This window comes from Streptomyces actuosus (assembly GCF_016921115.1).
Lineage (GTDB): Bacteria > Actinomycetota > Actinomycetes > Streptomycetales > Streptomycetaceae > Streptomyces > Streptomyces actuosus_A.
Genome location: NZ_JAFFZS010000005.1, coordinates 152,179 through 176,871, shown reverse-complemented (window position 1 = coordinate 176,871; position 24,693 = coordinate 152,179). Strand labels below are relative to the sequence as shown.

Genomic DNA, 24,693 nt, shown 5'->3' with positions numbered 1-24,693 from the left:
CCGGGCCGTCCGACGTGAGCGCAGGCCCCCGCCGCCCGGCGGGGGCTCACTCCTGTCCGGCCGCTACAGCTTCTCCACCGGCGCGTAGCGCAGCAGAAGCCGCTTCGGCTTTGCGTCGCCGAAGTCGATCGTCGCCTCGGCCTTGTCGCCCAGACCCTTGACCGCGACGACGGTCCCGAGCCCGAACTGGTCGTGCGTGACCCGGTCCCCGACCGCCAGCGAGACCACCGGCTTGCCGCCGGCGCGCCGCGTGGCGAACCCGGAGGCACCCGAGGCCGACGACCGGGAGCGGGTCGAGGACAGGGAGGCCGCGACGCCCGAGGCCGGTCCGGAGGAGGCCGACGGCGCGGCACCCGTCCGTTTCCAGTCCACATGGTGCGGCGGAATCTCCTCCAGGAAACGCGAAGGCGGGTTGTAGGACGGCTGCCCCCATGCGCTGCGCATCGCCGACCGCGTCAGGTACAGCCGTTCCCGGGCGCGCGTGATGCCGACGTAGGCCAGACGCCGCTCCTCCTCCAGTTCCTTGGTCTGGCCGAGGGCGCGCATGTGCGGGAAGACGCCGTCCTCCATGCCGGTCAGGAACACGACCGGGAACTCCAGGCCCTTGGCCGTGTGCAGCGTCATCAGGGTGATGACTCCGTCGCCGTCCTCCTCGTCGGGGATCTGGTCGGAGTCGGCGACCAGGGCGACCTGCTCCAGGAAGTCGGCCAGCGTCCCGGCCTCGCCCTCGGCGCGCTCCTGCTCGAACTCCAACGCGACGGCAGCGAGTTCCTGGAGGTTCTCGATGCGGGTCTCGTCCTGGGGATCGGTGGAGGCCTGCAACTCGGCCAGGTAGCCGGTGCGTTCGAGGATGGCCTCCACGACGGTCGCCGGGCCCGCTCCGGACTCGACGATCGTGCGGAGGTCCTCCATCAGCGTGTTGAACCGCTTGACGGCGTTGGTCGACCGGGCGGCCATGCCGTACGCCTCGTCGACCCGCTTGAGGGCCTGCGCGAAGCTGATCCTCTCCCGCTGGGCGAGGGCGTCGACCATCGCCTCGGCGCGGTCGCCGATGCCGCGCTTGGGTACGTTGAGGATGCGGCGCAGCGGGACGGAGTCCTCCGGGTTGGCCAGCACCCGCAGGTAGGCCAGGACGTCCCGGACCTCCTTGCGCTCGTAGAAGCGGACGCCGCCGACCACCTTGTAGGGCAGGCCGACGCGGATGAAGACCTCTTCGAAGACACGCGACTGGGCGTTGGTGCGGTAGAAGACGGCGACGTCGCCGGCCTTCGCCTCGCCCGCGTCGACCAGGCGGTCTATCTCGTCGGCGACGAACTGCGCCTCGTCGTGCTCGGTGTCGGCGACGTAGCCGGTGATGCTCGCGCCCGTGCCCGCGTTGGTCCACAGGTTCTTGGGGCGGCGGGACTCGTTGCGCTCGATGACCGCGTTGGCGGCGGACAGGATGGTCTGGGTGGAGCGGTAGTTCTGCTCCAGCAGGATGGTCGTCGCATCCGGGTAGTCCTCCTCGAACTGGAGGATGTTGCGGATGGTCGCGCCGCGGAAGGCGTAGATCGACTGGTCGGCGTCACCCACGACGCACAGTTCGGCGGGCGGGAGGTCGTACTCGCTGGGCGGGACGTCGACCGGGTGCTCGGTGGATCCGACCAGCTCGCGCACGAGCGCGTACTGCGCGTGGTTGGTGTCCTGGTACTCGTCGACGAGGACATGCCGGAAGCGGCGGCGGTAGTGCTCGGCGACGTCCGGGAAGGCGCGCAGCAGGTTGACCGTCGTCATGATCAGGTCGTCGAAGTCGAGGGCGTTCGCCTCGCGCAGCCGCGACTGGTAGAGGGCGTAGGCCTGGGCGAGGGTCTTCTCGAACCCTCCCCCGGAGCCGGAAGCCTGGGAGGTGCCCCCACTGGCCTGCGCCGCGAAGTCCTCCTCGTCGATCAGCTCGTTCTTCAGGTTGCTGATCTTGGCGCTGAACGACTTGGGCGGGAAGCGCTTGGGGTCGAGGTCCAGATCGCGGCAGACCAGCGCCATCAGGCGCTTGGAGTCGGCGGCGTCGTAGATGGAGAAGGACGAGGTGAAACCGAGCCGCTTCGACTCGCGCCGCAGAATGCGCACGCACGCGCTGTGGAAGGTCATGACCCACATGGCGTTGGCGCGCGGGCCGACGAGCTGCTCGACCCGCTCCTTCATCTCGCCCGCGGCCTTGTTGGTGAAGGTGATCGCGAGGATCTGGCCGGGGTGCACGTCCCGCTCGGCGAGCAGGTGGGCGATGCGGTGGGTGAGCACGCGGGTCTTGCCGGAGCCGGCGCCGGCCACGATGAGCAGCGGGGAGCCGGCGTGGACGACGGCGGCGCGCTGGTTGTCGTTGAGGCCCTCCAGCAGGGCGGCGGGGTCCACCGGGGGCCGGTGGGCGCCGTCGCGGTAGTAGGCGTCCCGGTCCGGCGGCACGTCGAACTTCCCGCCGAACAGATCGTCCGGAACGGGCTCCGGAGCGTGATCGTCCTCGGGCGGTGGCGGAGGTCCGTCCTCGTGGGCCCGCGGGGCCTGGAGATCCGCCAGGAAGCTGTCGTCAAAGAGGCTGCTCATCGCTCTCCGAGTCTAGGGCCTGCCCGACGGCCGGGTGCGGGGGTCGCGGGACCCCGGCCCGCCGGCCGGGTACCGGCCCGGAACCCGCACCGCGCCCTGGAACAGACCCTGGCACACCCCACTGACAGCACACCGCCTCCCGGGAGGATCACGGCGCCCCCGCCCCGGGTCGCGCCGCCCCGGATCGCCTCGGGCACGGACGCCCTTGGCCCGGACCCTTACGGCCCGGACCGGCTCGCCCGGATCACGTCGGCCGGACCCCGTGGTCCGGGTCCCGCCCGCCCGGTTCCCAGTGGCCCGGGTCGCCGGTTCGGGATCCCGACCCGTTTCACCGGCACCGGATCCCCCTGATCCGGAGTCCGCCGACCCGCATACGGGCCCGGCCGGGCCGCGCGCCGGAACGCTCCACCAAAGCCCTCGACCAAAGCCCTCCAGCGACGCACTCCACCGAAGCGCTCCACCAAGGCCCCCCGACGCGCTCCGCCCAGACCTACGCCAGGGGCTTGCGCCCGGCGCCCCGTCACGCGCGGCCCCGTCGTCCCGGGGCGGCCGGCCGGGCCCCGTCGTCGCCCCCGCCCGCGCGGGCGACGACGCCCCGCCGGGACCGGCGTCCGCGTGCCGCGCCGCCCGGCAGGAGACGTTGGTCACTTCCGTTCCCGGGACCCGGGGGCGGGGACGAAGGCGAGGACGGGGACGAGGACGAGGCCAGGGCCGGGGGGCGGGGACGAGCCAGGACCGGGGGCGGGGACGAGGGCCAGGGCCGGGGACGGAGGACGGGTACGGGTCATCGCACGCGCCGGTCCGGACCGACAGGACGGCCGGGGCGCCTCCGGCCCCGCACCCGGCGATGACCCACCCACCGAGAAGCGAGCGGAAGGCGTCATTCCGGCGAGAATGCGCACAGGCCGACGCAGACCCCTTCGCATCGGCCCCGGTGGACGGCGCCCCCGACATGAGGTCACGAAAATGTATCGGGCATATCGCTCACCAACCTTCACAGGCGCCGTACGAGTTGGCTACGGTGCGGGCGGGCCGCAGGGCACCCACCGGCGAACGTCGCCGGGCCGAGCGGCCTCCGCCGAACCCGCGCGCCGCCACGGTGCCCGGAGCCGGGGACCCACCGGGACCCGGGTGAGCCGGCCCATCTCCGCCACGGCCGCAGGGCCGTGAGGCCTGCGGCACCGAACAGCCCCGGCTCCTCGCCCGAGCCCGGGCCCGGGCGACGCCCGGTCCGCACCACCGACCGGGCGGGCGGAACACGGAAGGAGCCCTCTCCTTTGGCGTCGCACCGCAAGTCGCGGCCCGCGGGCACCCTCGCCGCCGGTCTGCGCACCCCCGCCCTCGCCACCGCCGCCCTCACCTCCGTCGCCCTGCTCTCCCAGACCGCGAACGCCGCCCCGACGACGGACGACCGGCCCAGTCTGGAAGAGGTCGAGAAGAAGGTCGACGACCTCTACCGGCAGGCCGAGTCGGCGACCGAGAAGTACAACAAGGCCAAGGAGAGGACCGCCGAGCAGCGGCAACGCGTCGACGGTCTCCTCGACGACGTCGCCCGGCGCACACAGAAGCTCAACGAGGCGCGGGACCAGCTGGGTTCCTTCGCCGCGGCCCAGTACCGCACCGGCGCCGCCGCCCCCGACACGGCGACCTTCCTGCTCGCCGGGAACCCGCAGGACTACTTCGACCAGGCCCAGTTGATGAACCGGCTGACCGGCCGGCAGAAGGACGCGGTCGACGCGTACATCACGCAGCAGTCGGAGACGATGGAGCAGCGCCGGGAGGCCACCGAGAGCCTCCGGACGCTCACCGAGTCGCAGAACGACCTGAAGGCCGCCAAGGCCACCGTGCAGCAGAAGCTCACCGACGCGCGGGAGCTGCTGTCCGAGCTGACGGCGCAGGAGAAGGCGCGGCTGGCCGCGATCGAGAAGCAGAAGCAGGAGGAAGCCGCCCGCAAGGCCGCCGAGCTGGCCCGGCAGCAGGAGCAGCAGCGGCAGGCGGAAGCCGCCGCCCAGCAGCAACAGCAGGAGTCGCAGACCGGCACCTCGGGTACGGGTACGTCGGGCACGGGCGCGTCGGACACCGGCACCTCCACCCCGTCCGGCTCCTCCACCACCCAGGCCGACAAGGCCCTCGCCTTCGCCCGCGCGCAGATCGGCAAGCCGTACGTCTGGGGCGCCACCGGCCCCGACTCCTACGACTGCTCCGGCCTCACCCAGGCCTCCTGGAAGGCCGCCGGAGTGGACCTGCCGCGCACCACCTACGACCAGGTGAACGCCGGCACGACCGTCCCGCTCTCCCAGGCCCGGCCCGGTGACCTGGTCTTCTTCTACGACGACGTCAGCCACGTCGGCATCTACATCGGCGACGGCATGATGATCCACGCCCCGAAGCCGGGCGCGTACGTGCGCGAGGAGTCCATCTACTACGACGGCGAGTCGTCGATCCACAGCGTGGTACGCCCGGCCTGAGCCCGGCCCCCCTGCCGTGCGGACGGTTCCGCACCGGGGGCTGCCGGCCGCCCCGGTACCGCCGGACGACCCGGGCGGCCCCGGCGTACGGGCCGTGCGCTGCCGTGTGACGCACCACCCGTGAGGCCGCGAGCGGTTCCGGTCCCGGCTCCGTCCCCTGTCCGTGGGCGGTCCGCTCGTCGGGGCACGGCGTCCGGTCCCGGCCCCTCCCGGAGCCCCGTCGGAGCCCTCCCCGGGGGCGTACCGGGTTGTTGGGCCGGTGCGGTGAGAGCGCGTGCCGGGCGTCGCGACGCGGCGAAAGCCGCCTAGCATCGGCCGCATGCCCGGCTCCCCCTCCCTCCTGCGCGCCTGGCGGGCGCGACGGTTGCCGGCGGCCGGGGCCGCCGTCATGGCGACCGCCACCCTCTCGGTCGGCCTGGACCTGGTGGGACGCGACGCCCTGTCACGCGTCGCCCTCGCCGTGGCCGCCGTCGCCTGGCTGGGCCTGGCGGCGGACCTCGCCGTGCGGCTGCTGCGGAGACCGGGTCGGTGGGAGGGGACCGGGATGCCGGCCGCGCTGACGTCCGTGGCGGCGACCACCGTGCTGGGGACACGGATCGCGGCCCTGGAGTGGACCTCGGCCGCCGAGGCGCTGCTGGCGCTGTCGTCGGTGCTGTGGGCGGGGCTGCTCCCGTACGCCTTCCGGCACTTGGGGCGGGGCATGCCCGGGTCGGTGTTCCTGAGCTGCGTGGCCGCGCAGGGGCTCGCCGTGCTCGGCGCGACCCTCGCCGCGTCGGACACGGCGGGCTGGCTCGCGCGCGCCGCGATGGTGGTGTTCTGGATCGGGCTCCTGCTCTACGGCATCGCGCTCACCCGGTTCGATCTGCGGCAGGTCGCCGAGGGTGCCGGGGACCAGTGGGTGGCGGCCGGCGCCCTCGCGATCTCCGCGCTCGCCGGGGCGAGGCTGCTCGACGCGAACGGGCCGCGGCTGTACCTGTGGAACGACGACGACCGAGGCGTCCTGCGCACGGTGACCGTGGCCCTGCTGGTGCTCGGCCTGTGCTGGTACGCCGTGCTCCTGGCCGCCGAGGTGGTGCGGCGCAGCCTGAGCTACGACGCGCGCCGCTGGGCCACCGTCCACCCGATGGGCATGACGGCGGTCGCGGCCCTGTCCGTCGCCGGCGCTGCCGACCTGCCGTCCCTCGAACCGCTGGGAAAGGCGCTGCTGTGGGTGGCGGTCGCGGTGTGCCTGGCGGTCGCCGCGGGGGCGGGCCGGTCCGCTGCCGTCGCTGTCAGGTCCACAGCACGGCGATGAAGATGTTCGCTGTGGTGAGCAGGCCGACGAGGCCGAACAGGCGCTTGTCCACCGTCTCCTCGTCGCGCTTCACGTAGACCAGCCCGAGGATCACGATCAGCAGGGCCAGCTTCACACCGATCTTGATGTTGTCGACCGTGTGGCCGTCCGCCTGGTTGAGGCCGACCAGGATGACACCGGTGACCAGCATCGTCAGCGCCCCGTGCAGCATCGCGGGGACGAAACGGGCGGCGCCGCGGCCCATCGCCTTCATCTGCGTGAGGAAGCCGCCCAGGAGCGCGGCGATACCGATGATGTGCAGGGCGACGAAGAGATGGATGAGTACGTCCATGAGGCCGGAGCCTAATTGCACGGTCCTTCTCGCACGGATGCACCCCTTCCCGTCCGCTCGTGATCATGTCCGGTCTCCCACGGTCACCGGTGCGTCACTTCCGCACAATGCGTTACCGGGCCGACACAAAGGGGCCTAGCGTCCTCCTCCAGGTGACCGGCTCCCCACCGCCGCCCGGCCCAGGGGCGGCAGTCGGCCACCACCGCCGAGAAGTCCGGTGGCGGCCCGCTCCCCCGTACGGGCCGTCACCGGGCAGGAGGCCGACCAGTCGGCGGTCGTACGCCGCCACCGCTCAGCGGCGGACGTACGTGTCGTACCGAAAGGACGTGCAGCCCACGTGGCAGAGCACCGCAAGCCCCGCCGGCGCTCCCTCGGCGGCAACACGGCCCGCACCGCCGCAACGCTCGCCCTGGCGGGTGCGGCCACCGCGACCGCCTTCGAGGGCACCGGCAACGCCGAGCCGAACCTGACACCGGCGCAGGTCAGGGCCCAGGTCGACAAGCTGTACCAGGAGGCAGAGGCGGCCACCGAGAAGTACAACGGAGCCAAGGAGGACGCCCAGGCCGCGGAACGGCGTCTGAAGACGCTGCGCGACGAGGCGGCCCGCAAGGAGGAGCGGCTCAACGCGGAGCGGGACGCGCTCGGTTCGATCGCCGCCGCGCAGTACCGCCGCGGCGGTCTGGACCCGGCGGTGCAGCTCGCCCTCTCCGACGACCCTCGCCAGTACCTCGACAGTGCCGCCTTCGCCGAGCGCGCGGGCGACCGGCAGGCGGTCGCCGTCGCCGGGGTGCGCAAACAGGTGCGGGAGATCGAGCAGTTGCGCGCGACCGCCCGCGGGGAGCTGTCCACGCTCCGGTCCCGGCAGGAGGAACTGAGGCAGCAGAAGAAGACCGTCGACAGCAGACTCGGGGCCGCCCGCACCCTGCTGGATCGGCTGAGCGCCGAGGAGCGCGCCCGTATCGGCGAGGGCTCCACCGCTCAGGACCGCGCCTCACGCGCCGGCTCCGCGGAGCGCGGGGACCTTGTGCGGCCCGGAGCCGGCGGCGCCGTGGCGCCCGGTTCCCGCGCCGCCGCTGCGATCTCCTACGCCTACAGCAAGCTCGGCAGCCCCTACGTATGGGGTGCGACCGGGCCGAACGCCTTCGACTGCTCCGGCCTGGTCCAGGCGGCCTACCGCTCGGCCGGAGTGTCCCTGCCCCGCACGACCTACGCGCAGATCGACGCCGGGCGACGCGTCTCCCGCGCCGAACTCCGCCCCGGTGACCTGGTGTTCTTCTACTCGGGTATCAGCCATGTCGGCCTGTACATCGGCAACGGGCAGATGATCCACGCCCCCAACCCGTCCGCACCGGTACGGGTCGCGCCGATCGACCAGATGCCGTTCGCGGGGGCGACGCGGGTGGTGTGACGCGGCGGCCTCCCCCGCACGGAACAGGAGCCGCCGTCGTGGCGTGAGCACGGTGACGCGGTAGCGTTCGACGCCGAAGCCCTCTCAGCCCCGAACCTTCCGCGCTCCCGAGGTCCCCGAGGTCCCCATGCCCCGCTCGCCGCTGCCGCCTCCCCCGCCGCCGCCCCCCATCCGGACGTGGCAGAGCAGGGACGCGCTGCTGGCCGACCGGTACCACGCTCTGGAGGAGCTGCGGCGCCACCGCCTCGGGGTGCATCGGATCCTGCTGCTGTGGCTGCTCGCGCTGACGGCGATCATCGGCTGGGCCCTGCTCATGGTGCCGCTGGAGCAGATCGAGGAGCACGATCCGCTCGGCTTCGTCCTCGCTCCCCTCTTCGCCCTCCTCGGGCTGGCCGCGCTCGCACCGCCCGTCGTCGCCGTCGTCCTGGCCGTCCGCCGCGACCGCGAGATACGCCGTCTCCTCGACGCCTGGCTCGCCCTGGACAGCCACCCCGGCACCGATGCCCGGCTCCGCTCCCCCGGCCTCAGCCTGGGCTGGCTGCTGTCCTCGCTCGGCGTCTGCGCCGCCGGCCTGTGGACGGCGTTCGGCACGGCGGCGGGCGCCGAACCGGGCCGCACGGCCTACGCCGACGTCGCCCTCGGCATGGGCGCCGGGACGATCCTGTGGCTGACGGGCCTGCTCGGCGCGGCGAACGCCGTCCGGCACTACCGGTGGGCGCTGCGCGTCCTCCGAGCGGCGCCGGCGCCGGAGCACCGCTAGGGCCACGACCGGTCCGGCACCGCTGGGGCCACGACCGGTCCGGCACCGCTGGGGCCGCGACCGGTCCGGCACCGCTGGGGCCGCGACCGGTCCGGCACCGCTGGGGCCGCGACCGGTCCCGTCGCTCGTCGCCCCGACGAGCGGATCGCGAGCGGTCGGACCCGAGGCCGCCGGACCGCGGGCGACGGGACCCCATGTGGCCGGACCGCATGTGACCGGACCACGGCCAGCAGGACTGTCAGACGGCCGGACCGCGGGCGGACCGACCACGGGCGGACCGATCGCCGGCGACCGACGCACCGGCGGCCGTTCGCTCGCCGTGCTCAGACCAGGCGCCGCGCCGTCGCCCACCGTGTCAGCTCGTGCCGGTTGGAGAGCTGAAGCTTCCTCAGGACCGCCGACACATGGGACTCGACGGTCTTCACCGAGATGAACAACTGCTTGGCGATCTCCTTGTAGGCGTAACCGCGGGCGATGAGCCTGAGCACCTCACGTTCGCGCTGCGTGAGACGGTCCAGGTCCTCGTCGACCGGCGGGGCGTCGGTGGATGCGAAGGCGTCCAGGACGAACCCGGCCAGACGCGGGGAGAAGACGGCGTCGCCCTCCTGCACCCGGAAGATCGAGTCGACCAGGTCCGAACCCGTGATCGTCTTCGTCACGTACCCTCGCGCACCGCCGCGGATCACACCGATCACGTCCTCGGCCGCGTCCGAGACCGACAGCGCGAGGAAACGCACGGGTCGCTCGGTGTCGGCCGTCAACGCGGCGCAGCGCCGCAGCACTTCGACGCCGCCGCCGCCCGGGAGATGAACGTCGAGGAGGACCACCTCGGGCCGGGTCGCGGTGATGACGGTGACCGCCTGGTCGACGTCGGCCGCCTCCCCCACGACCTCCACGCCGGTCTCCTCGGTCCGGCCGATCTCGGCCTGGACTCCCGTGCGGAACATGCGGTGGTCGTCGACGAGCACCACGCGCACGCGCCGACCGCCTCCCGCCGGCTCCGCGGACCGGGCCGCCTCCGCCGCGCCGTTGCCCTCGGTCGGGTCGCTCATGACGTCTTCTCCGCCCTCTCCATCTCCAGTTCGACCTCCGTGCCGCCGCCCGGCACCGTGCGCAGCCGCGCCGTGCCGCCGTTGCGCTCCATGCGGCCGATGATCGATTCTCTGACACCCATGCGGTCGGCGGGTATCGAATCGAGGTCGAAGCCGGGACCGCGGTCCCGGACCGACACGAAGACGGTCCTCCCCTCGACCTCCGCGTACACCTGCACGGCACCGCCCTCGCCACCGTACTTGGCGGCGTTCACCATCGCCTCGCGCGCGGCCTGCATCTGCGCGCCGGTGCGTTCGTCGAGCGGGCAGTCCCCGACGACCACGACCTCGATGGGCACACCGTGCTTGTCCTCGACCTCGGCGGCGTTGCGCCGGACCGCGTCGGCGAGCGTGTCCGGCTCCTCGGCCTCGTCCTTGCCGGTGCCCTCCGGCTTGTAGAGCCAGGTGCGCAGGTCGCGCTCCTGGGCACGGGCGAGGCGGCGCACCTCGCCGGGGTTGTCCGCGCTGCGCTGGATCAGCGTCAGCGTGTGCAGGACCGAGTCGTGGACGTGCGCGGCGACCTCCGCCCGCTCCTGGGCGCGGATGCGCATCAGGCGTTCCTCGGACAGATCCTGCGTCATCCGGACCAGATACGGCCCGGCGAGCAGGGTGATCCCGACCAGAACGGCCAGCGCCGCCTGGAGGACCGAGCCGAGGTGGGCCGCGGAGCCCTGCAGGACGAACATGCCGGAGACACCGGCGGTGACGAGCAGGACGCCTGCACCGGCGCGCAGCAGGGTGAGCGTGCGGCGCCTGCGGCCGGCCTCCACCCAGCGGGCCCGCCGGGCGTTGTCCGCCTGCCGCCAGACCAGGGCGACGCCCGCGGCGACCAGGACGGCGGGCACCAGGTACGCGCGGGCCCCGCTGCCGATGTTCACGCTCCCGACGAAGATCATCGCCACGACGACCATGAGGAGCAGCGCGACGATCTGGCCCTTGTCCGGCTTGCGCGCTACGAGCCGGCGCCGGCCGTCGGCGGAGGTCTCGGTGCCGAACGGGGACGACGGCCGGTGCGCCCCGACACCGCCGACGCCGAGCGGCACGAAGAACCAGAACGCCGCGTACAGCAGCGCGCCCAGACCGTCGGCCATGAACAGGCCGACGAAGACCAGGCGCACCCAGATCACGGGCAGCCCGAGATGCCCGGCGAGCCCCCGCGCCACGCCACCGAGCCAGCGTCCGTCACTGCTGCGGTAGAGCTTGCGCGGAGGCCGAGGCTGGTCGAGAGGCGCTGCTGCGGCTTCCGGCATGCCATCGATGGTCACACGGCGGTCGGGCAGGGGCATCAGGGTCCGCCCCCGAGACTCCCCTGATCTTCGGTCTGGAGCCCGGCGCGCGCCGTCCCCGGCCCGGTGTCAGGGACCGATATCAGGGTCCGGCCAGGGTCGTCCCGACTGCCGCCGGGGCGGCTCGCCCGTCACCATGGACTCATGACTGATCACCAGCACGCCGCGGACGCGGAGCCCTCCGAGGGTGCCGCGCCGGACGAGGGCGCCCGGCCCTCTCCGGAGGAACCGCGCGCGCACGCGGAACCGGGCGGAACGCCCGGGGCGGCGGGAGGACGGGGCCGACCCGGCCCGCCGGTCGAGGAGGAGCCGGCGGTACAGCCCGGCGCCCCGCGCGCCTTCCGCCGGGACCGGGAGCACAGGATGCTGTCCGGGGTGTGCGCGGGCCTGGGCCGGCAGTGCGACATGGACCCGGTGATCTTCCGGATCACGCTGGCGGTCCTCGCCGCGGCGGGCGGCATCGGTCTGATCTTCTACGGCTTCGCCTGGCTCTTCGTCCCCTACGACGACGAGGAGGAGAACGAGGTCCGCAAACTCCTCACCGGCCGCGTCGACGGCCAGGCCCTGGCTGCCGTGCTGTTCGCGCTCGTGGGGTGCGGGGTGTTCCTGTCGATGCTGAACAACGGCAGTGTGCTCGCGTTCGCCGTCGTGCTCTCCCTGCTCCTCGCGGGCGCAGGTTACTGGTCGCAGCGGCGCGGCGATCCCGGCCCCGACCCGATAGCCGCCCAGGCCGTGGCCGACGCCCCGCCGGAGGCCCAGGCGCCGCCGGCGCCCGTCTCCTACTCGTGGTGGCGCGACCCGATCGTCAAGGACGGCACGCACGTCGGCGGCACCGGCTATCTGTGGGGTCCGGGCGACGCCCGGAAGCCGGACATCACCTCCCTGATCGACGTCGACCTCGCAGGGCACGGCGGAGCCGAGGCGGCCCGCGGGACCCGCGCCCCGCACACCGAGCGGCCCCGGCCGCGCGGTCCGCGCCGGATCGGCGGCCGGGTCTTCCTGCTGGCCCTGTTCGCAGCCGCGCTCGGCACGGGCCTGACCTGGGACGACCATCCGCTCGGCACCAGCCTGCAGACCGGGCTGGCCTGCGCGCTCCTTGTGTTCGGCGCGGGCATCGCGCTGAGCGCGTTCCTGGGGCGGACGGGCGCCGGGTCGATCCTGCTGGCGGTCGTCACCGCGGGGCTGCTCGCCGGCGCGGCGGCCATGCCCGAGGACATCGGGACCCAGTGGACGCGCACGACCTGGCAGCCCGCCACGGTGGCGGACGTCCGGCCGTCCTACGACCTGGGGACCGGCGTCGGCACGCTGGACCTGTCCGGGCTCGACGTGGCCGCGGGGAGGACGCTGTCGACCACGGCGGCGGTGGGAGTGGGCCGGGTACGCGTGATCGTGCCGCCGGACGTCACGGTGAAGGCGGACATCGACGTGGGCGTGGGAGACATCCGGTTGCCGGGCGACGACCGCAGGGACGTGGACGTGGAACCGGGCAAGCATCGCCAGGTCACCCTGGCCCCGCCGGGGGGCGCCGGAAGCGCCGGGACGCTCGAACTCGATCTGCACGTCGGAGTGGGACAGGCGGAGGTGAGCCGTGCTGCGTCATGAGTTCCGGCCGGGCCGGTTCGTCGCGGGTGCCTTCCTCACCGCCGCGGGTGTGATCTACGCCGGCGACGCGGGCGGGGCGTGGGAGATCCCCTGGTTCGCGCTGATCCCGCTCGTCGTGGGCGGGCTCTGCCTGGCCGGGGCGGTGGGCGTCACCGGCCGGGCGGTACGACGACGCCGCCTCGGTGACCGGACCGGCCACCGAGGCGGGACGCGGACGGACCCGGCCGGGTGACCGGGCCGCCGCCGGACGCGTCCCGGGCGGAGGTCACCGCGCCCAGGACGGCCCCGGTCCGCTGAGGCTCCCACCTCGCCTCCGAGCCCGCAGCATCGCGTCCACGGAGAGGAAGGGGGCGCCGGCGAGGACGAGCGGGAGCCACGCCATGAGGTAGATGAGATCGTTGCCGTAGTAGTAGGGCTCGGTCGCCCAGCTCACCGTCAGCCACAGGCTGAGGGAGATCGCGGCGCCACCGAGGGCTGCGACCCGGGTGAGCAGACCGACCAGGGTGCCCAGACCGACGGCGAGCTCTCCCAGGGCGATGGCGTAGCCGAACCCGGTGGGGCTCTTCAGCGCCAGGTCGACGAGGGCCGGGATCGCCGAGGAGTCGCGGACCGACCGCATCGTGTCCCCGATGGAGCCGGCGCCGGAGGCCTGCATGAACGCGCTGTTGGTGAGCTTGTCCAGGCCGGCGTAGACGAAGGTCACCCCGAGGAAGACCCGGAGCGGGAGCAACGCGTAGCGGGAGGCGGTGTCCCGCCAGTCGCCGCGCTCGTCGAGATGGTGGGTGTGCGTGTCCGTTCGCATGCCGTGACTCATCGCTCCCAGCCGCCTCTCGCCCGCAGTGCAGTCACCGATACCTGACGATACGTACGAAAAGCGAGACGTGTTCAGTAGGACCACGACCAGTGTCTCCGCCACGGGAGACAAGCGCTCGGGGCCCGCACCGACGAGTGACGGCCATGGATCGGGACCCGGTGGCCGACGCCCCCTGGGCCCGGCCCCCGCAGCGGGACGCGGTGGCCCGGCCCAGGGGCGGGGCCGACGGCGGAGGACGATGCCCCGGCGGCTGGTGGCCATCGGCGGGCGGGTGCGACCGGGGGGCGGTGGCCCGGCAACCGGTGACTGCCGGCCCGTGGCCCAGGATCCCGGGGCCGGTGGCAGACGCGCGGTGGCCCGGCGGCTCGGGGCCTTCGGCCTGCGGAGATCGGGCGGCGGCTTTGGGGCGGGGCCTGGAGACCGGTGGTCCGGTCACTCCGTCACGTCGATGGCGTACCGGTTGGTCTCCACCCCGGCCGCGGTCACGACCTGCACCTCCACCCGGCCGGGCTCCACATCGGCGGGGACGGGCACGGTGAGGACGCTGTCGGTGGGATTGCGGAAGCCGCCGGTGACCGGAACGAGGGGGACGTGGACATGGACGGGCCCGATGCGGACCGCCATCCGCGACAGCCGGTCGGCGCCGTCCGCGCCCGGCGGGACGAAGCCGGCCCCGCGGATCTCGACGTCGTCCCCGGTGCGGATCGGGCCGTCGAGGTCGCCGGCCTCACGGGCCCGGACGACGGAGAGGATCACCGGCCGCCCGCCCTCGGCGTACTTGCCGGCCAGGTAGGTCGCCGCCGAGATCAGCACCACCACCGCCGGCCCCCACGGCAGGTCGGGCAACTGGTCGGGGCGGCGGGCCAGGCGCACCGCGGCGAAGACCAGCACCACCGCGCTGATGACGACGTACTGGATGTCGGCGAAGGTGCCGCGGCCGGCGTCGTCCGTCAGCAGGTCGGCCACCCGGGGCCGGTCGGCACGGACCTTCTGCAGGCGCTGCGCCGACACGCGCAGCCCCACCACGCGCCGCACCAGCACCGCGATCCCGCACACCACGGCGAGCACGGTCACCACACCGGCGCCACGGGCGAGTGCGAGCCCGGAGATCAGCGCGTCCCGGTCGCCGGGTGCGGAGGCGACGGCGAGGCGGCCGACCAGGAACAGCACCGCGTAGGCGAGGAAGAGGACCCAGGCGGCGGCCACCGCGCGGGACGTGGACAGGCGGTTGTCCTCTCCGATGACGGGCGCGAGGGCGCCACCGCGCGCCCGGTGGAACCACGAGGCGGCGGTCAGCGCGCCGGCGGCCACGAGCGCCGCCGCGATTCCGGCGGTGCGGGCGGCGGTCCAGCCGACGCCGATCGAAGTGAGCACCTGCCCCAGCAGGAGGAGGGCGACGGCCGCCCACACCAGGGCCGTGGTCCTGCGCCACAGCCGTTCCAGCCACGCCTGGCCCTCGGCGCGGCTGCGCTCGGCGACGTGCCACGCCTGTTGGGCCAGTTCCTCGGAGACCCATTGGCGGGAGGCGGAGGCCGAATGGGCCACCGCTGCCGGAAGGCCCTTGTGAGCGGCGAACTCGTCGCGTTTGAGGAGGAATTCGGCCACCGCCCGGCGGTGCCGCTCCCGCACCCCGTGCGGGCATCCCTCGCAGGTGCAGCCGCCCGTGTGGGCGCCCGCCGCTCCCACGGCCCCTCTCGCCTCCTGCACCGCCACGCCGATGCCCGCCCTTCCGCACGATCCTCGCGGCCCTCGCGGGCCGATCCACGGGCCGGCGGTCGTCCCGCAGGCCCGCGCCCCTGCGCTGCCGGCGGTCCGCGACATGGTCCGGCCGGGCAGGCGCGAACCGCCGACGGGCCGCCGGCAACTCCCCTATGACAGATACGAATTGTGCCCTACAGAGCACGTACCGTGTCCGGCAGGTCCGATCAGGGGGGTGAAGTGGGGTCTGTCGTGTTGACCCGGCTGCGAGAATTCCCGTATGGCCGAGATCATCCAGCGCGACGGGACCTGGGCCTTCGACGGCACAACGGTCAGGATCACGCCGGGACTCCACCGTTCCGTACCGCTGTTCCGTCAGACGTTCGGGGAGCTCGCCGTCCCACTGGAGGCCGTCGCGGGCGTCGTCTACGAGCCGGAGCGCAAGCGGGGGCGCCTGAGGATGAGTCTGCGGGAGGGCGCCGACCCGCTGCTGCAGGCGACCGGGGGAAGGCTCCCGGACGCAGCGGATCCGTACCGGTTGGCCGTGGACACCGACCGGTCGGGGGTCGCCGAATACGTCGCCGAGGAGATCCGCCGCGCACTGCTGCTCGACCGGATCCCGAAGGAGCCGACGAGGGCCTATCTGCTGCCGGGACCACCGGTGCCGGTATCGGTGCGCTCGTCCGACGGCACGGTCTCCTTCGACGGCGCACAGGTCCGCATCGACTGGGCCGACACCTCCGACCGCGTCAAACGGGCGACCGGACCGAGGATCATCGACGTCGGCGACGTGGTGCAGGTCGAGTGGCTGCCCAACTCCGGCTACGAGGACGGCTTCCTGCGGTTCGTGACGCGGGAGACCGTGTTCTCTAAACTGCCGCCGGAGAAGGACCCCTACGCCCTGGACCTGTGGGGCAGCGCACGCCGTGATCTGCTGACGGCGCTGGTGGCGACGGCGGTCACGGCGCGGCTGCCGCACCCGTCCACCCGCACCGGCGGGGAGTGGACCACGCGGAACAGGCCGCCGGGTGCGCCCACCGTGCCGCCGTCCACCGACCACCATGACGTACTGCTGCGGCGGCTGCGGGAGTTGGGCGAGCTGCACCGGGACGGCGTGCTCACGGACGAGGAGTTCGCGAGGACGAAGGCCGCCGTGCTCCGCAACTTCGCCTGACCCCCGGCCCCAGCCGCCGGGCTCCGGGCTCCGGGCCCCACGTTCCTGTCCCGCGACGCGCCCCCGCCCCCCACCCCGGCAGCTCCCCTGAACGTTCCACGGCAAGCCGCCGCACCAGCGAGCCGCCGGCACGAGCCGGCCACGGCACGGCAAGAGCGCCCCCGAGAGCGAGCCGCGCAGCGACAGTCCGATCCTCGCCGGGCGACGCGGGCTCCCCCGTGCCGCGCCGCCGGAGAACGGGGCGGCCGGAGACCGAATCCTCGACGCCCGCACCGTCGGGGCGGGGCCGCAGCGCGCAGCGGCGAAGCGAGGCCGGGGTGTGGTTCGGGTCGTCGCGGTGCGGTGCGGTTCGGGTCGTCGCGGTGGGCGTCAGCCGAAGAGGTCCGGTTCGCTGCGGCTGATGTCCTGCCACAGCGGCTGGTAGTTGATCCAGGCGACGAGATCGCCGCCGAGCTGCTCGCGGGTCGCGGTCGCCTGTCTGTGGTCGATCAGGACGGGACGGCCGGCGGCCCGGGCGGTGAGCTGGATCTGGCAGGAGCGCTCCATCGACACGAACCACCAGGCGGCGGCGTCCACGGAGTCCCCCACGGTCAGCAGCCCGTGGTTGCGCAGCACGAGCGCCTTGCGGGTACCGAGCGCGGCGGCGACGCGCCGGCCCTCCTCGGCGTCGACCGCGACACCGGTGTAGGCGTCGTACAGCTCCACGTCCTCGTAGAAGGCGCAGCTCTCCTGGGTGAGGGGCTCGACGAGTTCGCCGAGGGCGGCCAGCGCCCGCCCGTGGACGGTGTGGCAGTGGGCGACGGCGACGACGTCCGGGCGGGCGGCGTGGACCTGCGCGTGGATGGTGAAGGCGGCCTGGTTGACGTGATGGCGACCCTCGACGACCTGCCCGTCGGAGTTGGCCAGGACCAGGTCGCTCACGGTGACGTGCCGGAACGGCATCCCGAACGGGTTGACCCAGAAGCAGTCGGTGAACTCGGGGTCACGGGCGGTGATGTGCCCGGAGACGCCGTCCTCGAAGCCGAGCCGGCCGAAGAGCCGCAGTGCGCCCGCGAGTCGTTCCCTGCGGTGCCTGCGCTCGTCCTCGACGGACTCGTGCATCGGCGGCATCGCGAACGTCAGCCGGTCGGTGGGCAGGGGCGGGGGCGGAGTGGGCCCGGGCATCGTTCCTCCGCACTCGGCTCGGTTGCGTACGGGCCGGAAGTTACCGCCGGTCAGTCGTCCGAGAACAGACCTTGCCGAAAGACGACGGAAGATGTCGGGTTTCGGGGCGACACTCGCCGTATGGCAACGACCCGCCCCACGGCGAACTGGGAGTCCTTCGCCACCGCCGAACCCGACCTGGCCCGGACCGTCGAGGGACGCTTCGGCGCCTTCACCCACCATGTCCTGGCCACCCTGCGCGGGGACGGCTCGCCTCGTACCTCGGGCCTGGAGGTCCGGTTCCTGGCCGGAGAGCTGTGGCTCGGCATGATGCCGGACTCCCTGAAGGCACTCGACCTGCGGCGCGACGCGCGCTTCGCGCTCCAGGCGAACCCGGGGGCCGGCACCGGCATGGGTGGCGGGGACGTACGCGTCGCGGGCCGGGCGATCGAGGTGACGGACCCGGCCACGAAGAGGGCGTACGGGAAAGAGGTGGAACCGCCGGAGCCGTTCCACCTCTTCCGCACCGAGCTGACGGAGGTCGTGCGGACCTACGTCGAGGACGACCGCTTCCTGGTCGTCGAGGTCTGGAAGCCCGGAGAGCCGGTGCGCACTCTCAGGCGGACGTGACCTTCACGAGCTGCGGGATCACTCCCACTCGATGGTGCCCGGGGGCTTGGAGGTGATGTCGAGGACGACGCGGTTGACGTCCTGCACCTCGTTGGTGATCCGGGTGGAGATGCGGCCGAGGACGTCGTACGGCAGCCGCGACCAGTCGGCAGTCATGGCGTCCTCGGACGACACGGGCCGCAGGACGATCGGGTGGCCGTAGGTACGACCGTCGCCCTGGACGCCCACGGAGCGGACGTCGGCCAGCAGCACCACCGGGCACTGCCAGATGTCACGGTCGAGGCCGGCCGCGGTCAGCTCCTCGCGGGCGATGGCGTCGGCGTCGCGGAGCAGGTCGAGCCGCTCCTTGGTCACCTCGCCGACGATGCGGATGCCCAGGCCCGGGCCGGGGAACGGCTGGCGCTGGACGATCTCCTCCGGCAGGCCCAGTTCCTGGCCGACCATGCGGACCTCGTCCTTGAACAGCTTGCGCAACGGCTCGATCAGCCGGAACTCGAGGTCCTCGGGCAGGCCGCCCACGTTGTGGTGGGACTTGATGTTGGCGGTGCCGGTTCCGCCGCCGGACTCGACGACGTCCGGGTAGAGCGTGCCCTGCACGAGGAACTCGACCGCCGGACCCTCGTCCGCGATGATCTCGGCCTGGGCCTGCTCGAAGACCCGGATGAACTCCCGGCCGATGATCTTCCGCTTCTCCTCGGGGTCGCTGACCCCCTTGAGGGCGTCGAGGAAGCGCTGCTCGGCGTCGACGACCTTCAGCTGCACACCGGTGGCCGCGACGAAGTCCTTCTCGACCTGCTCGGTCTCGCCCTTGCGCATCAGTCCGTGGTCGACGTACACGCACGTCAGCTGGGAGCCGATGGCCTTCTGGACGAGCGCGGCGGCCACGGCGGAGTCGACGCCGCCGGACAGGCCGCAGATGGCGCGCCGGTCGCCGACGAGGCTGCGGATCGCCTCGACCTGCTCCTCGATGACGTTGCCGGTGGTCCAGTCCGGCTTCAGGCCGGCACCGCGGTACAGGAAGTGCTCCAGCACCTGCTGGCCGTGCGTGGAGTGCATGACCTCGGGGTGGTACTGGACGCCGTACAGCCGCTTGTCGTCGTTCTCGAAGGCGGCGACCGGGACGACGTCCGTGGAGGCCGTCACGGCGAAGCCCTCGGGCGCGGCGGAGCAGGCGTCGCCGTGCGACATCCACACGGCCTGCTCGTCCGGGGTGCCCTCGAAGAGGGTCGAGGACGACCTGGACACGTGCAGGTCCGTGCGGCCGTACTCACGCGCACCGGTGTTGTCCACGGTGCCGCCGAGGGTCTGCGCCATCAGCTGGAAGCCGTAGCACATGCCGAAGACGGGGACGCCCGCCTCGAAGAGCCGCCGGTCGATACGGGGAGCACCCTCCTCGTACACGGACGAGGGGCCGCCGGACAGGATGATCGCCGCCGGGTTCTTGGCGAGCATCTCGGCCACCGGCATGGTGCTGGGGACGATCTCGCTGTAGACCCGGGCCTCACGGACGCGACGGGCGATGAGCTGGGCATACTGCGCGCCGAAGTCGACGACCAGGACGGTGTCGGGGGCGGCGGCAGCGGGGGTCGCTGATGACACGGGAGCCTTCCGGCGGTGGGGCGGGGTCGTACGTGCTGGTCAATTCTACCGAGGCGGCCGGGGGACTCGGCCCGTGCCGCCGGGCGAGCGGGCCGGTGGGCGCGCGTCTCATCATCCGAACCGGGTTGGACACCCCGCGGCGGCGCGGCATACTGACGGCATGCTCCAGCACGCGACGTACGTCTTTACCTATGGCACCCGGCCCACCGGCTGCCATGGTCGTGCTGCTTGAGCAACTGATCGAGCGACTTCCCAGGCGCCCCGGGCCGACAAGGTCCGGGGCGCCTGGCGTGTGCGGACCTTGCCGCTCCGAGGCACCCCATCTTCCGACGAGGAGCCAAGAGATGACCGCCACCGCCACGGAGAAGACCGGCGCCACCGAGCACCACGACCACCCGGACGCCGCACAGGGGAGCGGCACCCCCGACGGGACCGGCACCGCGGAGCGGGCGGGTGCCGCCGAGAGGGCGGGCACCACGGAGAAGAAGGGTGCCGGGGAGCGGACGGGCGCGCGCACCACCGAGGCCGCCGGCGTGATCTCCGGCGCGCGTGAGCGGATCGACGCGCTCGACGACCGGATCATCGGCCTGATCCAGGAGCGGATGGCCGTGTCCGCGGTGATCCAGGAGGCCCGGATCACCTCCGGCGGCCGGCGGGTCAACCTCTCCCGCGAGATGGAGGTCCTCGGCCGCTACCGGGAGGCCCTGGGCAAGCCGGGTACGGCCCTGGCGATGACGCTGCTCGAACTGTGCCGGGGTCGCATCTGAGTTCGCATCCCCTCTCACCCGTACGGCGCGTGACCGGCCCCGGGCGGCTTCGTTGGAACCGATGTCCGTGCCATCCAGGGGCGGGCCCGAAAGAACCACGCGTGGCTCACTGGAGCGATGAGGCGTACGGATCGTGCCGTGCGTCGTGGGACCTCGCTCCAGCAAGTGACCGGACGGCAGGGGACAGCAGCCCGGTCACCCAAGAGAACGGTCGGCTCCGGGGACGCCCGGGGTCGGCCGGACGGAAACTTGCACATATGCATGAAGTCCGGGTCGAACGGTTGCGGAGGCCGCGTTCATCCCGCACGATGCCTAGCAAGCCCAAGTCCCCTCGTACACAACTTCATTGCCTGGTGCACCCGGTCTCCGCAGACCCGCTGCCCGAGGTCGGGGCTGTCGAAGCGGACTCCAGGCACAGCCATCCAGCGGCGCAACCCCCCGGCGCCGCCTCCCAGGCACCGGCGCTGCCCTGACGCCGGTGCTGGCGAAAGAAGGGCCCCGCGGCGAGCTCCCGCGGGGCCCTTCGCATGCCGACTCGGCGGCCGCGACGGCCCGAAGGCCGCCATGCGCCGCCCACATCCCCACCCAGCGCCGCGCTCCCCGGGCCACCCGCCCCGCGCTCCCCTGCGCCACCCGCACCAGCCGCTGCGAGCCGCACGCGCACGCCGCCCCGAGGCGAGCCACGGCCGGAACACCGGCCGCGAGACAGTGGCGTGGATCACATAAGGATCGCGTGAGCTTTGCACAACCCTTCACAGGCGTCACGAATCAAACCCCTTGAATCAAGGGACTCTTCAGCGCCGCCACGCCGAGCCCTCCACATGCCGGACCACACCCGGACCACACTGGACTGCTTGAGGTCTTCATGAAGCTTCGCCGCGCCATGGCCCTTGCGGCCGCGACGGCTGCCATCTCCCCGGTCGCGCTGCTGGCGGCGCCGACCGCCTTCGCCACGGAGGGCGACTCGTCCTCCTCGCCGAGCGCCACCGCCTCCGAGAGCGCGGACGCGTCCGCCTCGGCGACCACTCCGGAGAACGAGAGCACCGCCTCCGCCTCCACCTCGACCCCCGACTCGGACGCGTACGCCGAGTCCTCCTCCGCCTCCGCGTCGTCCTCCGCGTCGTCCTCGGCGTCGGCGTCGGCGTCCTCATCGGCCTCCGCCTCGTCGTCGGCGTCGGCCTCGCCGACCGAGTCCGCCACGGGCGGCGAGGCGGCATTCGATCCGTACTCCGACTGCGAGACCTTCGACCTCGACGAGAAGCTCACCGCCACGATCTCCGGACTGCCGAACAAGATCGTCGCCGGTTCGGGCTGGCACGAGTTCCGGTTCGTCGTCGAGAACGGCTCGGACCGGGACCTGAAGAACGTGTGGATCAACGCGTTCGCCGAGTACAGCGACGATCTGGACGCCTCCCTCTACACCGACCTGGCCCGCATCCAGGTCAAGGAGGACGGCAAGTGGACCGACGCCTACCAGGAGACCCTCGGGGGTGAGGGCGACGACACGATGAACTTCTCCGGTTCCTTCGTCGCGCTGCTCGACACCCTGGAGAAGGACAGCTCCGCGACCCTCGACCTCCGGATCCAGGTCAGCTCCAAAGCCCCGGCGGGCTCCGCCGTCGCGCTGAGCGAGGCCGTCTACGCCGGCAAGGGGTCCGCCTGCTACGGCAACGGCGACTCGTACGACGTCACGGTGCTCGCCGCGGGCAGCCAGCCGGGCGACGTCGACGACGCTGAGCCGAGCGGAGAGAAGCCCACCACCCCCGCTCAGGACGTGAAGCCCCAGGGCGCGGCCAAGCCGATCTCCGGCAACCTCGCCGAAACCGGCTCCGGTTCGGCCCTGCCCGTGATCGGTCTCGTCGGCGGAGCCGCCGTCGTGGCCGGAGCGGGTGCGCTCGTCCTGGTGCGTCGCCGCAAGGCCGGCGCGCGGGCGTGAGCACAGGCCGTGCGGGAGCCCGTCGGGCTCCCGCACGGCCGTCCATGAACGTGAAGGGACCTGCGCTCGGAGGGGGGCGCAGGTCCCTTTGCCGTTCGGGACGCACCGGGGCTCCCGGGACCGCCGCCCGGACCGGTCGCCGGCCCAGGTCGGGCCGCGGCCCGCGGACCGGGATCCGCCCCGGGACCGGCCACCGTCACCGAAGCGGGTCGCCCTCGCCTCTCGGGCAGGAGCGCCGCGTCGACTCCCTAGTCCTGCTGCTGCTTCGGCGGTACGGCCGGGATGCCCAGGAAGGGCAGCCGGAGCGCGCCGAAGGCCTCCTGGGGCACCGCCGGGTGCTTGGGCTCCACCGGATTCAGGCGGGCGTAGGCCGCGGTCTGCGACGGACGCGGGTCCTCCTCGCCCTTGTTGGGCCAGTACGACATCGCCCGCTCCGCCTGCGCCGTGATCGTCAGGGACGGGTTCACGCCCAGGTTCGCCGACACCGCCGCGCCGTCCACCACCGAGATGCCGGGGTGGCCGTACAGGCGGTGGTACGGGTCGATCACGCCGGTCTCCGGGGAGGCACCGATCGGGCAGCCGCCCAGGAAGTGGGCCGTGAGGGGGGTGCCCATCAGCTCACCCACGTTCGAACCGGCGAAGCCGTTGATCTCGGCCGCGAGGGCGGCGGCACCGTCGGACGCGGCCTTGATCTGCTTGGGGTTGGGGGTGCCGTGCCCCTGACGTGCGGTCAGCAGGCCCTTGCCCACCCCGTCGGGCTTCAGACAGGTGGTCAGGGAGTTGTCCAGGGACTGCATCACCAGACCGATGATCGTCCGCTCCGACCAGCGCCGGTTGGAGAGCGAGCGCAGGACCAGCAGGGGGTGCCTCGCCGCGTTGCCCAGCCAGGCCCGGACGCGTGAGCCGCCCGGCGTGTAGGGGACCTGGAGGATGGACAGGCCGCCCATCGAGTTGGATCCCTTGCCGTAGCGGACCGGCTCGATGTGGGTGTTCTCGTCGGGGTGGACGGACGACGTGATGGCCACGCCCCGGGTGAAGTCCGCCCTCGGCTCGCCCGTCGCCCTGCGGTAGCGGCGGTCGTCCGTCTGCGCGCCGACCAGGGCCTCCGAGTTGGTGCGGGTCAGCTCGCCCAGCCGGGCCGACAGGTACGGCAGCTGGCCGCCTGCCTTCATGCGGTGCAGCAGGGTCTGGGTGCCGTACGTGCCCGCCGCCAGGACGACCCGGCGGGCCGTGAACGTCCGGCCCCGCGCCGTGCGGCGGTTGTCCGTCGGGAGGGTCGCCACCGCGTAGCCGCCCCGCGAGTCGGTCGTCACGGACACGACCGTCGTCATCGGGTGCACGACCGCGCCCGCCTTCTCGGCGAGGTAGAGGTAGTTCTCGTTCAGGGTGTTCTTGGCACCGTGGCGGCAGCCCGTCATGCACTCGCCGCACTCCGTGCACGCCCGGCGGGCGGGGCCGGCACCACCGAAGTACGGGTCCGGCACCTGCTCGCCCGGCCCGGCCTTCGCGGCACCGTCCGCGTCCCGGCCGTCGCCGAAGAAGACGCCGACCGGCGCCATGTGGAAGGTGTCGCCGACGCCCATCCTCTGCGCCGCCGCCTTCAGGTGGACGTCGGAGGGGGTCATGGTGGGGTTCAGACGTACGCCGAGCATGCGGCGGGCCTGGTCGTAGTACGGCCGGAGCTCCTCCTGCCAGTCGGTGATCTCCCGCCACTGGGGGTCGTCGAAGAAGGCCTTCGGCGGCACGTAGAGGGTGTTCGCGTAGTTCAGCGAGCCTCCGCCGACTCCCGCACCGGCCAGCACCATGACGTTGCCCAGCAGATGGATGCGCTGGATGCCGTACAGGCCCAGCCGGGGCGCCCAGAGGTAGTTCTTCAGGTCCCAGGAGTTGCGCGGGAGCGACTCGCGGGTGAAGCGGCGGCCCGCCTCCAGGACGCCCACCTGGTAGCCCTTCTCCGTCAGGCGGAGGGCCGACACCGAACCGCCGAACCCCGAACCGACGACGAGGACGTCGTAGTCGTACCCGTCCTCGTACCGATGGTCCTGCGCCTGCTCGTGCTCGGCGGGTACGGACTTCTCCTGCGACACGTGCTCTCCTCGTCGGGAACGGGTGGGGGTC

At 73.0% G+C, this 24,693-nt stretch carries 19 protein-coding genes; 10 read left to right on the top strand and 9 right to left on the bottom strand.

What is annotated here, in order from left to right:
- Positions 1-63: 63 nt before the first annotated feature.
- A complete protein-coding gene (gene pcrA, locus JS756_RS09305; protein WP_205382529.1) occupies positions 64-2,574 on the bottom strand; it encodes a DNA helicase PcrA in 2,511 nt (836 codons plus the stop codon).
- Positions 2,575-3,851: 1,277 nt separating this feature from the next.
- Between pcrA and JS756_RS09300 the strand changes: the two genes are divergently transcribed.
- On the top strand, positions 3,852-5,042 hold the full coding sequence (locus tag JS756_RS09300) for a C40 family peptidase (protein ID WP_205382528.1): 1,191 nt from the start codon (positions 3,852-3,854) through the stop codon (positions 5,040-5,042).
- 319 nt (positions 5,043-5,361) lie between these two features.
- On the top strand, positions 5,362-6,336 hold the full coding sequence (locus JS756_RS09295) for a tellurite resistance/C4-dicarboxylate transporter family protein (protein ID WP_205382527.1): 975 nt from the start codon (positions 5,362-5,364) through the stop codon (positions 6,334-6,336).
- Here JS756_RS09295 and JS756_RS09290 read toward each other — a convergent pair.
- On the bottom strand, positions 6,314-6,667 hold the full coding sequence (locus JS756_RS09290) for a hypothetical protein (protein ID WP_205382526.1): 354 nt from the start codon (positions 6,665-6,667) through the stop codon (positions 6,314-6,316). The two genes, JS756_RS09295 and JS756_RS09290, sit on opposite strands and share 23 nt — an antisense overlap.
- Before the next feature lie 337 nt (positions 6,668-7,004).
- Here JS756_RS09290 and JS756_RS09285 point away from each other — a divergent pair, with 337 nt between their 5' ends.
- Together JS756_RS09285 and JS756_RS09280 are read left to right on the top strand one after the other, a co-directional pair.
- Positions 7,005-8,075: a C40 family peptidase gene (locus tag JS756_RS09285; RefSeq protein WP_205382525.1), complete on the top strand. Its 1,071-nt coding sequence runs from the start codon at positions 7,005-7,007 to the stop codon at positions 8,073-8,075.
- Positions 8,076-8,202: 127 nt separating this feature from the next.
- Entirely contained in the window at positions 8,203-8,835 is a 633-nt protein-coding gene (locus JS756_RS09280) for a hypothetical protein (RefSeq protein WP_205382524.1), read from the top strand.
- A gap of 323 nt (positions 8,836-9,158) precedes the next feature.
- Here the strand turns inward: JS756_RS09280 and JS756_RS09275 are convergent, their stop codons facing one another.
- Positions 9,159-9,887, bottom strand: a complete 729-nt coding sequence (locus JS756_RS09275; protein ID WP_205382523.1) for a LuxR C-terminal-related transcriptional regulator — start codon at positions 9,885-9,887, stop codon at positions 9,159-9,161.
- Positions 9,884-11,212 carry an ATP-binding protein gene (locus tag JS756_RS09270; protein WP_205382522.1) on the bottom strand — a complete coding sequence of 443 codons (1,329 nt, stop codon included), beginning with the start codon at positions 11,210-11,212 and terminating at the stop codon, positions 9,884-9,886. Before JS756_RS09270 ends, JS756_RS09275 begins: the two co-directional genes overlap by 4 nt.
- A 144-nt stretch (positions 11,213-11,356) precedes the next feature.
- Here JS756_RS09270 and JS756_RS09265 point away from each other — a divergent pair, with 144 nt between their 5' ends.
- Entirely contained in the window at positions 11,357-12,814 is a 1,458-nt protein-coding gene (locus tag JS756_RS09265; protein ID WP_205382521.1) for a PspC domain-containing protein, read from the top strand.
- Positions 12,801-13,046, top strand: coding sequence for a hypothetical protein (locus tag JS756_RS09260; RefSeq protein WP_205382520.1), 246 nt, complete (start codon positions 12,801-12,803; stop codon positions 13,044-13,046). The genes JS756_RS09265 and JS756_RS09260 overlap by 14 nt, the downstream gene beginning before the upstream one ends.
- Positions 13,047-13,079: 33 nt before the next feature.
- On the opposite strand, the gene JS756_RS09255 is transcribed toward JS756_RS09260, so the two are convergent.
- Together JS756_RS09255 and JS756_RS09250 are read right to left on the bottom strand one after the other, a co-directional pair.
- Positions 13,080-13,628 (bottom strand): DoxX family protein, encoded by a 549-nt coding sequence (locus JS756_RS09255; RefSeq protein ID WP_205382519.1) that lies wholly within the window; start codon positions 13,626-13,628, stop codon positions 13,080-13,082.
- Positions 13,629-14,060: 432 nt separating this feature from the next.
- Positions 14,061-15,341, bottom strand: a complete 1,281-nt coding sequence (locus JS756_RS09250; RefSeq protein ID WP_205382518.1) for a hypothetical protein — start codon at positions 15,339-15,341, stop codon at positions 14,061-14,063.
- Between the two features lie 265 nt (positions 15,342-15,606).
- On the opposite strand from JS756_RS09250, the gene JS756_RS09245 reads away from it, so the two are divergent.
- Positions 15,607-16,500: a DUF4429 domain-containing protein gene (locus JS756_RS09245; RefSeq protein WP_205382517.1), complete on the top strand. Its 894-nt coding sequence runs from the start codon at positions 15,607-15,609 to the stop codon at positions 16,498-16,500.
- Positions 16,501-16,869: 369 nt separating this feature from the next.
- On the opposite strand, the gene JS756_RS09240 is transcribed toward JS756_RS09245, so the two are convergent.
- Positions 16,870-17,664 (bottom strand): class II aldolase/adducin family protein, encoded by a 795-nt coding sequence (locus tag JS756_RS09240; protein ID WP_205382516.1) that lies wholly within the window; start codon positions 17,662-17,664, stop codon positions 16,870-16,872.
- A gap of 120 nt (positions 17,665-17,784) precedes the next feature.
- Between JS756_RS09240 and JS756_RS09235 the strand changes: the two genes are divergently transcribed.
- On the top strand, positions 17,785-18,273 hold the full coding sequence (locus tag JS756_RS09235) for a pyridoxamine 5'-phosphate oxidase family protein (protein WP_205382515.1): 489 nt from the start codon (positions 17,785-17,787) through the stop codon (positions 18,271-18,273).
- A gap of 18 nt (positions 18,274-18,291) precedes the next feature.
- Here the strand turns inward: JS756_RS09235 and guaA are convergent, their stop codons facing one another.
- A complete protein-coding gene (gene guaA, locus JS756_RS09230; RefSeq protein ID WP_205382514.1) occupies positions 18,292-19,872 on the bottom strand; it encodes a glutamine-hydrolyzing GMP synthase in 1,581 nt (526 codons plus the stop codon).
- A 344-nt stretch (positions 19,873-20,216) separates the two neighbouring features.
- On the opposite strand from guaA, the gene JS756_RS09225 reads away from it, so the two are divergent.
- The gene (locus tag JS756_RS09225; protein WP_205382513.1) at positions 20,217-20,639 is read left to right on the top strand and encodes a chorismate mutase; all 423 of its coding nucleotides are present in this window, start codon (positions 20,217-20,219) and stop codon (positions 20,637-20,639) included.
- Between the two features lie 865 nt (positions 20,640-21,504).
- Complete coding sequence (locus tag JS756_RS09220) at positions 21,505-22,575, top strand: LPXTG cell wall anchor domain-containing protein (RefSeq protein ID WP_205382512.1); 1,071 nt, start codon at positions 21,505-21,507, stop codon at positions 22,573-22,575.
- A 248-nt stretch (positions 22,576-22,823) separates the two neighbouring features.
- Here JS756_RS09220 and JS756_RS09215 read toward each other — a convergent pair whose 3' ends face one another.
- A complete protein-coding gene (locus tag JS756_RS09215; RefSeq protein ID WP_205382511.1) occupies positions 22,824-24,662 on the bottom strand; it encodes a GMC family oxidoreductase N-terminal domain-containing protein in 1,839 nt (612 codons plus the stop codon).
- Between the last annotated feature and the right edge of the window lie 31 nt (positions 24,663-24,693).

Coding starts and splice junctions, on each gene's coding strand:
- JS756_RS09235 (WP_205382515.1), top strand. CDS start 17,785: ATGGCAACGACCCGCCCCACGGCGAACTGGGAGTCCTTCGCCACCGCC.
- JS756_RS09295 (WP_205382527.1), top strand. CDS start 5,362: ATGCCCGGCTCCCCCTCCCTCCTGCGCGCCTGGCGGGCGCGACGGTTG.
- JS756_RS09275 (WP_205382523.1), bottom strand. CDS start 9,887: ATGAGCGACCCGACCGAGGGCAACGGCGCGGCGGAGGCGGCCCGGTCC.
- pcrA (WP_205382529.1), bottom strand. CDS start 2,574: ATGAGCAGCCTCTTTGACGACAGCTTCCTGGCGGATCTCCAGGCCCCG.
- JS756_RS09240 (WP_205382516.1), bottom strand. CDS start 17,664: ATGCCCGGGCCCACTCCGCCCCCGCCCCTGCCCACCGACCGGCTGACG.
- JS756_RS09220 (WP_205382512.1), top strand. CDS start 21,505: ATGAAGCTTCGCCGCGCCATGGCCCTTGCGGCCGCGACGGCTGCCATC.
- JS756_RS09255 (WP_205382519.1), bottom strand. CDS start 13,628: ATGAGTCACGGCATGCGAACGGACACGCACACCCACCATCTCGACGAG.
- JS756_RS09225 (WP_205382513.1), top strand. CDS start 20,217: ATGACCGCCACCGCCACGGAGAAGACCGGCGCCACCGAGCACCACGAC.
- JS756_RS09290 (WP_205382526.1), bottom strand. CDS start 6,667: ATGGACGTACTCATCCATCTCTTCGTCGCCCTGCACATCATCGGTATC.
- JS756_RS09280 (WP_205382524.1), top strand. CDS start 8,203: ATGCCCCGCTCGCCGCTGCCGCCTCCCCCGCCGCCGCCCCCCATCCGG.
- JS756_RS09270 (WP_205382522.1), bottom strand. CDS start 11,212: ATGCCCCTGCCCGACCGCCGTGTGACCATCGATGGCATGCCGGAAGCC.
- JS756_RS09265 (WP_205382521.1), top strand. CDS start 11,357: ATGACTGATCACCAGCACGCCGCGGACGCGGAGCCCTCCGAGGGTGCC.
- JS756_RS09245 (WP_205382517.1), top strand. CDS start 15,607: ATGGCCGAGATCATCCAGCGCGACGGGACCTGGGCCTTCGACGGCACA.